The sequence below is a fragment of the Methylophilus sp. Leaf416 genome, from assembly GCF_001424665.1.
Lineage (GTDB): Bacteria > Pseudomonadota > Gammaproteobacteria > Burkholderiales > Methylophilaceae > Methylophilus.
Map to the genome: position 1 here is coordinate 237224 of NZ_LMQS01000001.1, position 14743 is coordinate 251966.

Annotated in this window: 15 protein-coding genes; 10 read left to right on the forward strand and 5 right to left on the reverse strand. The window is 49.5% G+C overall.

What is annotated here, in order from left to right; genetic code table 11:
* Positions 1-14: 14 nt before the first annotated feature.
* From eno to ASG34_RS01110, 3 genes are all read right to left on the reverse strand, one after another.
* Complete coding sequence (gene eno / locus ASG34_RS01100; protein ID WP_055825491.1) at positions 15-1301, reverse strand: phosphopyruvate hydratase; 1287 nt, start codon at positions 1299-1301, stop codon at positions 15-17.
* An 81-nt stretch (positions 1302-1382) separates the two neighbouring features.
* Complete coding sequence (kdsA, locus tag ASG34_RS01105) at positions 1383-2222, reverse strand: 3-deoxy-8-phosphooctulonate synthase (RefSeq protein WP_055825494.1); 840 nt, start codon at positions 2220-2222, stop codon at positions 1383-1385.
* A gap of 20 nt (positions 2223-2242) precedes the next feature.
* Positions 2243-3874, reverse strand: coding sequence for a CTP synthase (locus tag ASG34_RS01110; protein ID WP_055825496.1), 1632 nt, complete (start codon positions 3872-3874; stop codon positions 2243-2245).
* A 131-nt stretch (positions 3875-4005) separates the two neighbouring features.
* Here ASG34_RS01110 and ASG34_RS01115 point away from each other — a divergent pair, with 131 nt between their 5' ends.
* A complete protein-coding gene (locus ASG34_RS01115) occupies positions 4006-4845 on the forward strand; it encodes an NAD(P)H-hydrate dehydratase (RefSeq protein ID WP_055825498.1) in 840 nt (279 codons plus the stop codon).
* A 28-nt stretch (positions 4846-4873) separates the two neighbouring features.
* Here ASG34_RS01115 and smpB read toward each other — a convergent pair whose 3' ends face one another.
* Positions 4874-5365: an SsrA-binding protein SmpB gene (smpB, locus tag ASG34_RS01120; RefSeq protein WP_255352312.1), complete on the reverse strand. Its 492-nt coding sequence runs from the start codon at positions 5363-5365 to the stop codon at positions 4874-4876.
* A gap of 47 nt (positions 5366-5412) precedes the next feature.
* Between smpB and ASG34_RS01125 the strand changes: the two genes are divergently transcribed.
* Together ASG34_RS01125 and ASG34_RS01130 are read left to right on the forward strand one after the other, a co-directional pair.
* On the forward strand, positions 5413-5856 hold the full coding sequence (locus tag ASG34_RS01125; protein WP_055825502.1) for a type II toxin-antitoxin system RatA family toxin: 444 nt from the start codon (positions 5413-5415) through the stop codon (positions 5854-5856).
* Positions 5853-6227, forward strand: coding sequence for an RnfH family protein (locus tag ASG34_RS01130; protein ID WP_055825505.1), 375 nt, complete (start codon positions 5853-5855; stop codon positions 6225-6227). Before ASG34_RS01125 ends, ASG34_RS01130 begins: the two co-directional genes overlap by 4 nt.
* Positions 6228-6244: 17 nt before the next feature.
* Here the strand turns inward: ASG34_RS01130 and ASG34_RS01135 are convergent, their stop codons facing one another.
* Complete coding sequence (locus ASG34_RS01135) at positions 6245-6721, reverse strand: DUF4124 domain-containing protein (protein WP_235559628.1); 477 nt, start codon at positions 6719-6721, stop codon at positions 6245-6247.
* A gap of 179 nt (positions 6722-6900) precedes the next feature.
* On the opposite strand from ASG34_RS01135, the gene guaB reads away from it, so the two are divergent.
* The 7 genes from guaB to ASG34_RS01170 all read left to right on the forward strand — a co-directional run bounded on the left by guaB (position 6901) and on the right by ASG34_RS01170 (position 14675).
* A complete protein-coding gene (gene guaB / locus ASG34_RS01140) occupies positions 6901-8361 on the forward strand; it encodes an IMP dehydrogenase (protein ID WP_055825511.1) in 1461 nt (486 codons plus the stop codon).
* 99 nt (positions 8362-8460) lie between these two features.
* Positions 8461-10068: a glutamine-hydrolyzing GMP synthase gene (guaA, locus tag ASG34_RS01145; protein WP_055825514.1), complete on the forward strand. Its 1608-nt coding sequence runs from the start codon at positions 8461-8463 to the stop codon at positions 10066-10068.
* 44 nt (positions 10069-10112) lie between these two features.
* On the forward strand, positions 10113-11132 hold the full coding sequence (gene trpS / locus ASG34_RS01150; RefSeq protein WP_055825517.1) for a tryptophan--tRNA ligase: 1020 nt from the start codon (positions 10113-10115) through the stop codon (positions 11130-11132).
* A gap of 28 nt (positions 11133-11160) precedes the next feature.
* Positions 11161-11658 carry a GreA/GreB family elongation factor gene (locus tag ASG34_RS01155; RefSeq protein ID WP_055825520.1) on the forward strand — a complete coding sequence of 166 codons (498 nt, stop codon included), beginning with the start codon at positions 11161-11163 and terminating at the stop codon, positions 11656-11658.
* A 7-nt stretch (positions 11659-11665) separates the two neighbouring features.
* Positions 11666-12271 (forward strand): nitroreductase family protein, encoded by a 606-nt coding sequence (locus tag ASG34_RS01160; RefSeq protein WP_055825523.1) that lies wholly within the window; start codon positions 11666-11668, stop codon positions 12269-12271.
* Positions 12272-12343: 72 nt separating this feature from the next.
* Positions 12344-13939: an ABC-F family ATPase gene (locus ASG34_RS01165; protein ID WP_055825526.1), complete on the forward strand. Its 1596-nt coding sequence runs from the start codon at positions 12344-12346 to the stop codon at positions 13937-13939.
* Positions 13940-14180: 241 nt separating this feature from the next.
* Positions 14181-14675, forward strand: a complete 495-nt coding sequence (locus tag ASG34_RS01170; protein ID WP_055825528.1) for a Spy/CpxP family protein refolding chaperone — start codon at positions 14181-14183, stop codon at positions 14673-14675.
* Positions 14676-14743: the final 68 nt, after the last annotated feature.

Genomic DNA, 14743 nt, shown 5'->3' on the forward strand with positions numbered 1-14743 from the left:
GTTATCAGACTTGATTACTTGAACAACTGGTAGAACGCTGACAAACCAGCGTAGCTAGTCGCGTCGCCCAACTCTTCTTCAATACGCAGCAACTGGTTGTATTTGGCTACGCGCTCTGAGCGGCACAGGGAACCGGTTTTGATTTGCAACGCGTTAGTAGCGACAGAAATATCGGCAATCGTCGTATCTTCCGTTTCACCTGAGCGATGTGAAACTACCGCTGTGTAGTTAGCACGTTTAGCCATTTCGATCGTCTGGAAAGTCTCAGTCAGGGTACCGATCTGGTTCACTTTGATCAGCACAGAGTTAGCTGCACCTTTCTGGATGCCTTCACGCAGGATTTTCGGGTTGGTCACGAACAAATCATCACCGACCAGTTGCGTGGTTTTACCCAGGCGTTTGGTCAACAGGTCCCAGCCGTCCCAGTCGAACTCGCTCATACCATCTTCGATGGTGATGATTGGGTATTTACCAGTTAAAGTCGCCAGGTAATCACTGAACTCGGCAGAGCTCAATGAAGCGCCTTCTGATTCCAGGTGATATTTACCATCCTTATAGAATTCAGTACTCGCGCAATCCAGGCCCAAATAGATATCTTTACCTGGCTCGTAACCAGCAGCTTCAATCGATTCCATAATCAATTGCAAAGCTGATTCGTTAGATGGCAAATTAGGTGCGAAACCGCCCTCATCACCTACTGTGGTTGCCAAACCTTTGTCATGCAGTGTTTTTTTCAAGGCATGAAAAATTTCAGCACCAGCGCGCAACGCTTCACGGAAGGTTGGCAAGCCAGCCGGTACAATCATGAACTCTTGAATATCGACAGAGTTGTCAGCATGCGCACCACCGTTGATGATGTTCATCATTGGTGTTGGTAATTGCATGAAGGCTGAACCGCCCAGGTAGCGATACAAAGGCAAGCCACTTTCTTCAGCGGCAGCACGGGCACAGGCCATCGAAACACCCAGAATCGCATTGGCACCCAGGCGGTCTTTGTTTTCTGTGCCATCCAGCTCAATCAGGGTTCTGTCGATAAAGCTTTGTTCTTCCGCATCCAGGCCCAGAATCGCTTCGGTAATTTCGGTATTTACGTTTTCAACTGCAGTTAATACACCTTTGCCTAGATAGCGGCTTTTGTCGCCATCACGCAACTCTACGGCCTCTTTGGTACCGGTAGACGCGCCTGAAGGCACGGCTGCACGGCCAATGACACCACTTTCCAGCAATACATCCACTTCAACCGTTGGGTTGCCGCGTGAATCCATTATCTCGCGGGCGATAATATCTACAATTGCGCTCATTCTATTTTCCTTATGTTTTTAACTTAAACTTTACGAATACATGCGAAATCAATTTAAAGAGTTTGCTCCAGGCAAAATCCATTAAAGGGTATGTTCGGCGAAACCGGCTTTTTTAACCAGCTTGTCCATATCAACCAGCAAATGCAGCAAATCTTCCATTTTGCCTAATGGCCAGGCATTCGGGCCATCTGATAGCGCTTTACTTGGGTCAGGGTGAGTTTCCATAAAGATACCGGCAATGCCACTGGCAACTGCTGCACGCGATAATACGGGCACAAATTCACGCTGACCGCCGCTTTTCTCGCCCTGCCCGCCTGGCTGTTGTACCGAGTGGGTGGCATCGAATACTACCGGGCAATTGGTTTCACGCATAATTGCCAGGCCGCGCATATCCGAAATCAGCGTGTTGTAGCCGAATGAAGCACCACGTTCGCAGACCATAATGTTGTCTACGCCACCGTTAGCCTCTTTGGCTTTATTCACGACCTGTTTCATATCACCAGGCGCTAAAAACTGGCCTTTTTTGATGTTCACAGGTTTGCCGGACTGGGCACAGGCGACAATGAAATCGGTCTGGCGGCACAGAAAAGCCGGTGTTTGCAATACGTCTACCACTGCAGCCACATGCGGCACTTGTTGTTCGTTATGCACATCGGTCAGGATAGGTACGCCGATTTGCGCACGCACTTCGTCAAGTATCTTCAAGCCTTCTTCCATGCCAAAGCCGCGAAAGGTTTTGGTGGAACTGCGGTTGGCCTTGTCATAAGAAGATTTATAGATAAATGGCACACCGACACGCTCGGCAATCTCTTTTAACTGACCGGCAGTATCAATCGCCATTTGCCTGGATTCAATCACACACGGGCCTGCAATCAAAAATAGCGGATGCTCGATACCTACATCAAAACCACATAACTTCATGATAATCCCTTGCTTGAAAATTAAACTTTGCTTTTTTGCGCCAGTGCCGCTTGCACATAGGCTTTAAACAAAGGATGGCCGTATCTTGGGTTGGAAGTGAATTCCGGGTGGAACTGGCACGCGACAAACCATGGATGCTCGGTTTGTGGCAATTCAATCATTTCGCAGAGCTCTTCACGAGGAGTACGTGCAGATACCACCAGGCCCGCAGCTTTCAACTGATCCACATAATGATTGTTCACTTCATAACGGTGACGGTGGCGCTCGTTCACTTCGCTGCCATAAATGCTGGCAGCCAGCGTATTAGGCTCGATCGGCGAGCTTTGTGCGCCCAAACGCATAGTGCCGCCAAGGTCAGAATGTTCATCACGCTTCTCAATTTTGCCGCTGGCATCTTGCCATTCGTCGATCAGGCCGATCAGTTTATGTTCGGTAGATGGATTGAATTCCGTGCTATTAGCATCCTTGAAACCAGCAACATTGCGGGCAAACTCGATCACAGCGAGTTGCATGCCCAGACAGATACCCAGATAAGGCACTTTGTTTTCACGGGCAAATTGAATCGCCTTGATTTTGCCTTCGGTACCGCGCACACCAAAGCCACCAGGAATCAGGATGGCATCCATGCTTGTTAAGGCATCGGTACCGGACTTTTCGATATCTTCACTGTCGATATAGTGGATCTTCACTTTTGATTCGGTATGTATGCCAGCATGAATCAGCGCTTCGGTCAAAGATTTATATGACTCGGTCAGATCAACATATTTGCCGACAAAGGCAATATCCACCTGCGCTTTAGGGTTGGCAACTGCATAGCTGATTTTTTGCCAGGCAGATAAATCCGCCGCTTTAGCCAGAATATTTAGTTTATGACAGACAATTTCGTCCATCATTTGCTCATGCAGCAAGCCCGGGATTTTGTATATGGAGTCACTGTCGATCGCGCTGATCACCGCTTCGAACGGTACGTTAGTGAACAAGGCAATTTTGCGCTTTTCATCTTCCGGGATTTCGCGTTCGGCGCGGCACAATAAAATGTCTGGCTGAATACCAATTTCACGCAGCTCTTTAACAGAGTGCTGGGTTGGTTTGGTTTTCAATTCGCCTGCAGTCGGAATCCACGGCAACAAAGTTAAATGCACATAACAGGCATTATTTTTACCTTCTTCAAAACCCATCTGGCGAATGGCTTCAAGGAAGGGTAATGATTCAATATCACCCACCGTACCGCCGACTTCCACAATCGCCACATCGGCACCTTCGGCACCACGTTTAATATGTGATTTAATTTCGTCAGTAATGTGCGGAATCACTTGTACAGTCTTGCCCAGATACTCACCACGACGCTCTTTTTTAATCACGGTTTCGTAAATCTGGCCGGTAGTGAAGTTATTGCGTTTGGACATTTTGCTGCTGATAAAGCGCTCGTAATGCCCGAGATCCAAATCAGTTTCTGCGCCGTCATCGGTGACGAATACTTCGCCATGCTGAAAAGGCGACATGGTGCCTGGGTCAACGTTGATATACGGGTCAAGCTTGAGCATGGTCACTTTAATGCCACGCGATTCGAGAATAGCGCCTAAACTAGCCGCTGCGATACCCTTTCCAAGAGAAGAAACTACACCGCCGGTTACGAATACATATTTGGTCATGGATGAGGTACTTTGAGATTGTTGCAGACGGGAGAACATTTTACCGCAAAGCCCCCTCGCCGACAATGAAGGTTAGGGATAAAATCTCGCACCAACTCGCCAACCAGCCACTTCAAACATACAATTAAATCATGCCAGACTATCAATCGAACACTCCTGCCCTGTGGCAATCCTTATTACCGCAACCTGATGCCAACAGCCACAAATATAGCCGTGGTTATGTATTGATCCAGGGCGGATACCCCATGACAGGCGCAGCCAGGTTGGCTGCGCTAGCTGCTGCACGCAGTGGTGCAGGTATCACTGCCATTGCCGTGCCGGAAAACGCATTCAGCATTTACGCCAGCCAGTTGTTAAGCGTGATGGCGAAACCCTATTCAAACATCGCTGACTTGCATGCACTTATTCTGGATGCAAGAGTCGGCGCTTTACTGATAGGGCCAGGCGCTGGCAATTCGACAGACACACGGCAGACAACGCTTACCATGTTGCAAAGCGGGAAACCGGTGGTGATTGATGCAGATGCACTCAGTACATTTGCGCGACAACTTGATAAGCTAAGCAAAACCATCACTGCCGCTTGTGTATTGACGCCGCATGCTGGCGAGTTTCAACGTTTATTTGGCATTAATCCTGCCAGCAACCTGGATGAAAGAATCAGCCAGGTACTTCAGGCAAGTCAGCAGACCAATGCAGTGATACTTCTTAAAGGCGCCCACACTGTGATTGCAGCGCCAGATGGCAGAGTCATTGTGAACGAGGATGCGCCACCGACATTGGCTACGGCTGGCGCAGGTGATGTGCTGGCTGGAATGATCTCCAGCTTATTGGCGCAAGGTATGCCTGCGCTGGAAGCGGCAGCAGCGGCTGCCTGGATCCATAGCGAAGCTGCAAGATTATTTGGGATCGGGTTAATGGCAGAAGATTTGCCGGAATTGGTGCCACAGGTACTGGAACAGTTGCTTGCCTGAACTTAACACTCAGCAAGCATCAGAAATACTATTCCCGAGTACGCTGTTTGTTTTTCATTAACTGGTTCTGTTCGCGCTTCCAGTCTTTTTCGCGCTCGACATCGCGTTTGTCGTGTTGCTTCTTGCCTTTAGCCAGGCCTATCTGCACCTTCACCCTACCACGCGTGAAGTGCATATCCAGAGGCACAATGGTGTAACCGGCACGCTCGACCTTACCAATCAACTTGGCAATTTCTTCATTATGCAATAACAGCTTACGCGAGCGTATAGCATCCGGACGTACATGCGTGGAAGCAGCGCCCAATGGCGTCACATGGCAGCCAATCAGGTAAATTTCGCCACGCATAATCACCACATAGGCTTCTTTAAGGTTAATGCGGTTATCGCGGATGGCTTTCACTTCCCAGCCCTCGAGCACGACGCCGGCCTCGTACTTATCTTCGATAAAATAGTCAAAAAACGCTTTTTTATTTTGCGCGATGGTCATAACGCTGGTTTGCCGGCTTAAATCACTTAAAATAGCATTTTAACCCAAAACCAAACTCCGTTCCGGCGCTATATTCAATAATGGCTCAAGTAGAAAAAACCGTATTAGTGATGCACTCCTGCGAAACCATGTTTCAGCTGGTCGATGCTGTCGAAGATTACGCCAGCTTTTTACCATGGTGCGGCGGCAGTGACGTCATCGAACGCACCGAACAGGTGACGCAAGCCACTATCCATATCCGTTATCACGGCATCGTGCAGCATTTCACAACCCGCAACCACAAACAGTTTCCACACCAGATGGATATCACCCTGGTCGATGGTCCTTTCAAGCAACTAACTGGCCACTGGCACTTTATTGCCCTGCGCGAAGATGCCTGCAAAATAGAATTCAAGCTGGAATATGTATTCGCCAACGGCCTGATTGAGCGCATTATTGCGCCAGTGTTCAGTCACATTGCCAACACCTTTGTCGATAGCTTTGTGAAGCAGGCAAACAAGCTTTACTCAAATAACCAAACATGACTGAAGAGATTTCTGACCTGATGACTGTGGAAGTTGCTTATGCGCTACCGCAGAAGCAGGTGATTATTTCAATTGATGTTAAAACGGGCACGACGGCACTGGAAGCAATTCAACAGTCACAATTATTGCTGGCGTATCCGGAGCTATCATTGAAAAATTGCAAGATAGGTATATTTGGCAAAGTCACTAGCTTCGATGCCATATTAAAGCCTTTGGACAGAGTTGAGATTTATCGCCCATTGATTGCCGACGCTAAAGAAGCGAGGCGCTTAAGAGTTGCAACAAAAAAAGGAAGTGCAACAAACAAAGAAGTTGCTGCGAAAAGAGGCCGTGCTGCCAAAAGTAGTCAGCAAAAATGCCAAAAAGAATGATGCTTCAAAGGATTTCGCTATTCAACTGGACAATTTTCGTCAATTTCGAACTGCGCACGCGCCAGGTTTTCACGAATTTGCTCATCGCTTAAATACTCTTTTTCACCCATCTCATTCACCGTCTGCATCCGCCCGCCAACCGCATAGTTACGATAATTAGATCTGGCTGCGGCACAGTTTTGCGCTTTCATCCGTGTTTCAGCAGCTTTGGCGACAGCCGCCGCTTCATCAGACATCTGTGTCTTTGGTTTGCCTTTTCCAGAAGCAGTTTCTTGGTCAGCGGGTGCTGCCGTCGCATCTTCTTTATAAGCATCTGCGCGGGTTAACGGGTATTCACTGGTGACGGTAGCCGCTTTAATCTTCTGCGTACCTTCCTTGCCGGCAGGTGGCGGCATATCCGAATAATTGACCACGCCTTTGGCATCACGCCATTTGTAAATCTCCGCGTGCGCGGTCACATGCATCAAGCAGGCTATCAATACTATATTCCGCATCACTTCCATAAATTTCACTTTTGATTTCCGCCTCACCAGTCGCTACTTCGTTACTACCATCCGGAATGACTATGCATAAACCATGCCAGACAGCCTCAATTTGACTGCAAAAAACGCAAAACGCTTTGTCAAGGCAAAACGAAATCGGTATAATTATATTTTGGAGATAAGGATTCCACATGCGTTTGTTGCAACAAGCTCTAACCTTTGACGACGTTTTACTCGTTCCAGCCCATTCTACTGTGATGCCCCGCGATGTAAGCCTGCGCACAAAACTTACAAAAAACATCACACTTAACATTCCCCTACTCTCTGCCGCTATGGACACCGTGACGGAAGCCCGCATGGCGATTGCCCTGGCACAGCTAGGCGGCATGGGCATTATTCACAAGAATATGTCGATAGAGATGCAGGCTTCACGCGTCTCACGCGTTAAACGCTTTGAATCTGGCGTCGTGATTGATCCGGTGACCATACACCCGGCAATGACAGTGCGTGAAGTGATTGAGCTGACCAAGCACCATAAAATTTCAGGCTTACCCGTATTACAAGATGGCAAAGTGGTTGGCATTGTGACTAACCGTGACCTGCGTTTTGAGACTAATCTCGACCAGGCTGTCAGCAACGTGATGACCTCGCAAGATCGCCTGGTGACAGTGCGTGAAGGTGCAAGTCGTGAAGAAATCATGGGCTTGCTGCACAAGCACCGTCTGGAGCGTTTGTTAGTGATTGGCGAGCAATTTGAGCTCAAAGGCCTGATTACGGTGAAAGATATTCAAAAATCCACCGACCATCCGCTAGCCTGTAAAGATGAAAAAGGCCGTTTACTGGTCGGCGCTGCGGTTGGTGTAGGTGATGGTACCGATGAACGTATTGCCGCTCTGGTAGAAGCTGGTGTTGATGCAATCGTTGTCGATACTGCACATGGCCACTCACAAGGTGTTCTGGATCGCGTCAAATGGGCAAAAACCCGTTACCCCAACCTGCAAGTTATCGGTGGCAATATAGCCACAGCTGATGCCGCATTGGCCCTTGTAGATCATGGTGCCGATTGCGTAAAAGTAGGTATTGGCCCGGGCTCCATCTGTACCACGCGTATTGTGGCTGGTGTCGGCGTGCCGCAAATCACTGCCATCAGCAACGTCGCGAAAGCACTGGAAAAATCCGGCGTGCCGTTTATTGCCGATGGCGGTATACGCTTCTCCGGTGATATTTCAAAAGCCATTGCAGCTGGCGCAAACAGCGTGATGCTGGGCGGTATGTTTGCGGGTACTGAAGAAGCCCCTGGCGAAGTCGAGTTATACCAAGGCCGTTCGTATAAATCATACCGTGGCATGGGCTCTATTGGGGCCATGCAAAAAGGTTCTTCTGACCGTTACTTTCAGGACAACACGGCGAATGCTGACAAACTGGTTCCGGAAGGCATCGAAGGCCGTGTGCCTTATAAAGGCAGCGTACTGGCAGTTGTGCACCAATTAATGGGCGGCCTGCGTGCTTCCATGGGCTATGTCGGATGCTCTACCATTGAAGATATGCGTAGCAAGGCAGAATTTGTACAAATCACCAGTGCCGGCATGCACGAATCGCATGTACACGATGTACAAATTACCAAAGAAGCACCGAACTACCGTATTGATTAAATCTTACTGTTTAAACTAAACCTGGCCACAGAGGACACCGAGCGCACAGAGATTTTACTCTGTAACCTCTGTGTCCTCTGTGCACTCTGTGGCTAAAAAATGTCTCACTCAAAAATTCTTATTCTTGATTTCGGTTCGCAAGTTACCCAGCTGATCGCCCGCCGTGTGCGCGAAGCACACGTCTACTGTGAAATCCATCCCTGCGATGTGTCTGACGAATTTGTCCGCAGCTTTGGTGCCGATGGCATCATCCTCAGCGGCAGTCATGCCAGCGTCTACGAGGAAGAAACCGACAAGGCGCCCCAAGCCACGTTTGAGCTCGGTGTGCCTGTACTGGGTATTTGCTATGGCATGCAAACCATGGCGCAACAGCTGGGCGGCAAGGTTGAAGCCGGCCATAAACGTGAATTTGGCTATGCGCAAGTGCGCGCCCGCGGCCACTCTGCCCTGTTCCGCGATATCCAAGATGCAACCAATGCTGAAGGTCATGGCCTGGTCGATGTCTGGATGAGCCATGGGGATAAAGTTACAGAGTTACCGACCGGCTTCAAAGTGATCGCCAGCAATGATACGACGCCGATTGCAGCGATGGCGGACGAAGATCGCAAATTTTATGCGGTGCAATTCCACCCGGAAGTCACCCACACCAAACAAGGTCAAGCTATGCTGGAGCGCTTTGTATTGGAGATTTGCGGCGCAAAACCTGACTGGATCATGGGCGACTACATTGCTGAAGCAGTAGCCAGTATCAAGGCGCAGGTAGGCGATGAAGAAGTGATTTTAGGCTTGTCCGGCGGGGTCGATTCCTCAGTGGCAGCTGCACTTATTCACCGCGCCATTGGCGATCAGCTAACCTGTGTATTCGTAGACCATGGCCTGTTACGCCTCAATGAAGGCGATATGGTGATGGAAATGTTCGCTGGCCGTTTACATGCGAACGTAATCCGTGTCGATGCCAGTAAGCAGTTCATGGGCAAGCTGGCCGGTGTCAGCGACCCGGAAGCCAAACGCAAGATTATCGGCGGCGAATTTGTAGAAGTATTTAAGGCTGAAGCGGCCAAACTAAAAGCCAGCGGCGCGGGTCATAAAGGCGCCACCTTCCTTGCACAAGGCACGATTTACCCGGATGTGATTGAATCCGGCGGCGCTAAATCGAAAAAAGCAGTCACCATCAAGAGCCACCATAATGTAGGTGGTTTACCCGAACAACTAGGCCTGAAACTGCTTGAACCCCTGCGTGACCTGTTCAAGGATGAAGTGCGCGAACTCGGTGTAGCACTTGGCTTGCCGCGCGATATGGTCTATAGACACCCTTTCCCCGGTCCTGGCCTGGGCGTGCGCATTCTGGGTGAGGTGAAAGCCGAATTCGCCTTGCTGTTGCAACGTGCCGATGCCATTTTCATTGAAGAATTACGTAATACCGTAGACGAAAAATCCGGCAAAACCTGGTATGACCTGACCAGTCAGGCGTTTACCGTGTTCCTGCCGGTCAAATCCGTTGGTGTGATGGGCGATGGCCGTACTTATGATTACGTAGTAGCCTTGCGCGCGGTGGTTACCAGCGACTTTATGACCGCACACTGGGCAGAATTACCTTACAGCCTGCTCGGCAAAGTGTCTAACCGCATTATCAACGAAGTGCGCGGCATCAACCGTGTGGTTTACGACATTTCCGGTAAGCCACCCGCCACCATCGAGTGGGAATAACCCTTAACTTTGATTCGATCTCATACTAAACAGAGAACAAGACAATGAGCACAAAACCGATTATCCTCACCGGCGACCGCCCTACTGGCCCTTTGCATCTGGGGCATTTTGTCGGCAGTTTGCGCAACCGCGTGAAATACCAGCATGAATACAAGCAATATGTGATGCTGGCTGACGCACAGGCGCTGACCGACAATATGGATGATATTGATAAAGTGCACCGTAATGTGGTCGAAGTGGCGCTGGATTACCTGGCGGTGGGCATAGACCCCAAGTTATCGACCATTTTCATCCAGTCTCAGGTGCCAGAGCTGACTGAACTGGCGTTCTACTACCTGAACCTGGTCACCGTTGCGCGTCTGGAAAGAAACCCGACAGTGAAAGAAGAGATCCGCCTGCGTGACTTTGAGCGAGATATTCCGGCCGGTTTCCTCACCTACCCGGTTAGCCAGGCGGCGGATATCACTGCATTCAAGGCGACGCTGGTTCCGGTCGGTGAAGACCAGATCCCGATGATAGAACAAACCAACGAGATCGTACGCCGCTTTAACCGTACTTATAAAAACGCCAGCACCAAGCAGGAAATCCTGGTGGAAACCAAAGCCCTGGTGCCGGAATTGGGCCGCTTGCCGGGCATTGATGGCAAAGCCAAAATGAGTAAATCTCTGGGCAATGTGATTAACCTCGGTGCAACAGCTGACGAAGTCACCAAGGCAGTCAAACGCGTTTACACAGACCCATTACATTTAAAAATCGAAGACCCTGGTCATGTTGAAGGCAATATTGCGTTCACTTACCTGGATGCGTTTGATACCGACAAAGCCGCTGTTGCTGAACTGAAAGCGCATTACACGCGTGGCGGCCTGGCGGACAGCATTGTAAAAAAACGCCTGGAAGCGGTTTTGCAGGAAATGCTGGAACCTATCCGCACCCGCCGTGCCGAACTGGCTGGCGACAAAGGTTATATCTTGCAGTTGCTACGTGAAGGCACTGAGCAAGCGCGTGAAGTGGCCGCGCAGACCATGAGTGAAGTACGCGCTGCACTGGGATTAACCTATTTCTGATTACCGACAGGGAATATCACACTACACAATGAGTCGCGGATTTGTAAAGGAAGATGATCTGGAACTGGCGGGTACCGACCTGCCTGAGCGGCCGGTCAGCCTGCATACAAACTACGTGACTCCAGATGGCCTGCAACAATTGCAGCAGTCTGTAAAAACACTGGAAAGCCAGCGTCCGCAATATGCCGCGCGCAAGGAAGACCCGAACGCGCAACAGAAACTGGCCGAGATAGACCGTGATTTACGCTATTTATTTGCCAGGCTGGAATCTGTACAACCGGTTGATCCTGCCCAGCAACCGCGACATACCGTATTGTTTGGCGCGACAGTGACTGTAGAAGATGAGGAAGGCCAGCAGTTGCAGTTCAAAATAGTCGGCGAAGATGAAGCCGATATTGCCCGGCATAAAGTCAGCTATGTATCTCCGCTGGCTAAAGCGTTACTGGGTCGCAAAGTCGGCGACAGCACTATCTGGCAACGACCGGCAGGGCCGTTGCAATTAGACATTTTAAATATTGAATATTGAAGACTAAATGAAAGTATCACAAGCCATCAACGAACGGCGTTCTGTTAAGAGCTACGACCCTGACCACCGTATGACAGAAGCGGAAATTCAGCAACTGATGTCGCTGGCAATGCTTTCCCCGACCGCATTCAATATCCAGCACTGGCGCTTTGTAGTGGTAACTGACCCGGTGCTGCGTCACCAGATTCGTGCTGTGAGCTGGAACCAGGCGCAAGTGACCGATGCTTCGTTGCTGATTATTTTGACTGCTGACCTTAAAGCCTGGGAGAAAGACCCTGCACGGTACTGGGTCAATGCGCCCAAGCAAGCCAGTGATTACCTGGTGAAGGCTATCCATGACTATTACACAGATCACGCCCAGGCCGAACGGGATGAAGGCATGCGTTCGGGTGGCATGGCAGCCATGACATTGATGCTGGCCGCCAAGGAAATGGGTTATGACACCTGCCCTATGGATGGCTTTGACTTCGACGCGGTTGGCAAACTGATTAACCTGCCGGCGGACCATGTGCCGGTGATGTTTGTAGTAGTAGGCAAACCACTGGAAGCTGCCAAGCCGCGTAGCGGGCAACTGCCACTAAATGAAGTCGTCATTTACAACCGTTTTGAATAATTTTGCGTGACTTTGAATAAAGCACGCAGCCTTGATTAGCGATTTAATTAACTATTTTTTGAGAGTTCTTGCATGTTAGTTGCAAACAATATCACCATGCAGTTTGGATCCAAGCCACTGTTTGAAAACGTTTCCGTTAAATTCGGCGACGGTAACCGCTACGGCCTGATCGGCGCCAACGGTTGCGGTAAATCTACCTTTATGAAGATCCTGGCCGGCGTACTGGAACCTACCAGCGGCAATGTCAGCCTGGATCCCAATGAGCGTATGGCTTTCCTGAAACAGGACCAGTTTGCCTACGAAGACCAGCGTGTGCTGGATGTGGTCATGATGGGCCACGAACAAATGTGGAAAGCCATGCAGGAGCGTGATGCGATTTACGCCAATCTGGAAGCCACTGAAGACGATTATATGCGCGCCGCCGAACTCGAAGGTGAATTCGCTGAATATGACGGCTACACCGCTGAAGCACGTGCTGGCGAGTTGCTGTTAGGCGTAGGTATTCCTATCGAGCAACATACAGGCCTGATGAGTGCGGTAGCTCCGGGCTGGAAATTGCGTGTATTACTGGTGCAAGCTTTATTCGCTAATCCAGACGTATTGCTGCTAGATGAACCAACCAACAACCTGGACATCAACACCATCCGCTGGCTGGAAGATATCGTCAACAACCGCGACTGCACCATGGTCATCATTTCGCATGACCGTCACTTCCTGAACCAGGTCTGTACGCATACCTGTGATATGGATTACGGCAAAATTACCTCCTACCCAGGTAATTACGACGATTATATGGAGGCCAGTATTGCTGCGCGTAATCAGCAGGCCAAAGACAATGCCAAAGCCAAACAGCAGATTGCCGATCTGCAGGACTTTGTACGCCGCTTCTCTGCCAACGCGTCTAAAGCCAAACAGGCTACCAGCCGCGCCAAGCAGATTGATAAAATCAAAGTGGAAGAATTCAAGCCTTCCAGCCGCCAGTATCCATTCATCCGCTTTGAATTCGACGACAGGGAAAAACTGCACCGTAACGCGGTAGAGCTGAAAAAGCTCAGTCATGGCTTCGACAAACCATTATTTAACAATGTGGAAATGATGTTTGAAGCCGGTGAGAAAGTCGCGATTATTGGTGAAAACGGTATTGGCAAAACCACCTTCCTGCGTGCATTGGCCGGCGATTTACAGCCCAAGCATGGTGAAGTGAAATGGGCAGAAAAAGCCAAACTCGGTTATTTTGCGCAGGACCACGAATACGAGTTTGAAAAAGGTGAAGACCTGTTCGAATGGATGACTGCTCAGCGCCAGCAAGGCGATGATGACAACACTGTGCGCAGCATGCTGGGCCGTTTGCTGTTCCCTACCGAAGCTACCAAGAAGTCAGTGAAAGTGCTTTCCGGTGGTGAAAAAGGCCGCATGCTGTACGGCAAGCTGATGCTGGCTAAAACCAATGTGTTGCTGATGGATGAACCGACCAACCACATGGACATGGAATCCATTGAAGCGCTGAATACCGCGCTGGATAAATACAAAGGCACCCTGTTTTTTGTCAGCCATGACCGTGAATTTGTGAGTTCAATCGCCACGCGCATTATTGAAATCAAGGCTGATGGCATTGTTGATTTCACTGGCAATTATGAAGACTACCTGGCCAGCCAAGGGATTGAATAACCCCAGCACCAATCTATTGACTACCTGAGCGAATACCGACGCTGCCTGTGAACTCAAAATACCGTGTACTTTGATATTCGTTGGTTGCTCTTCACCTAGCTCACTCATTGGTTGAATGCTTGGAAATGAATAAGTGATACATTCCGATACATAGCCCTCAGCTCCTGACAAACACCCGATACATTCGGGTGTTTTAATGTCAACATTGCAATTTCGCAATGATGATTGAAAAGGATACATCATGAAATTAAAACAATTGGCTATCGCAAGTACTTTGGCTTTGGTATCCATGACTGCCTTAGCAGAGCATGGCGCTACCTGCGGTAAAGGCAAATTCGACAAAACAACCTGGCAAGAGCACCGCGCAGAACATTTTGAAAAGCACCAGGAAAGATTGCACACCGTGCTGCAACTGACTGCCGCTCAGGAAAGTGCCTGGAATACTTACCAGTCGCAAATCAAGCCTAAAGACAAAGCTGAACGCCCTGACGTCGCTGCTCTGGAAAAGCTGAACACTGTACAGCGTCTTGATAAAATGGAAGCGCTGGACAAAGAACGCGATGCTGAACAAGCACAACGTGCTAAGGCAATCCGTACGTTCTATGCACAGCTGAACGACTCGCAGAAAAAAGTGTTTGATGAGAATGCTTTCCCGCATCCTCACCATGGCAGACGCGGTCATGATCATGGCGGCCCTCAGCATGACAAACCACACCACGATAAGCCACAATCATAATCACAGGTAATACATATAAACCGGCCTGAATGGCCGGTTTTGTGCTCAAATATTTACTTCAACTGACA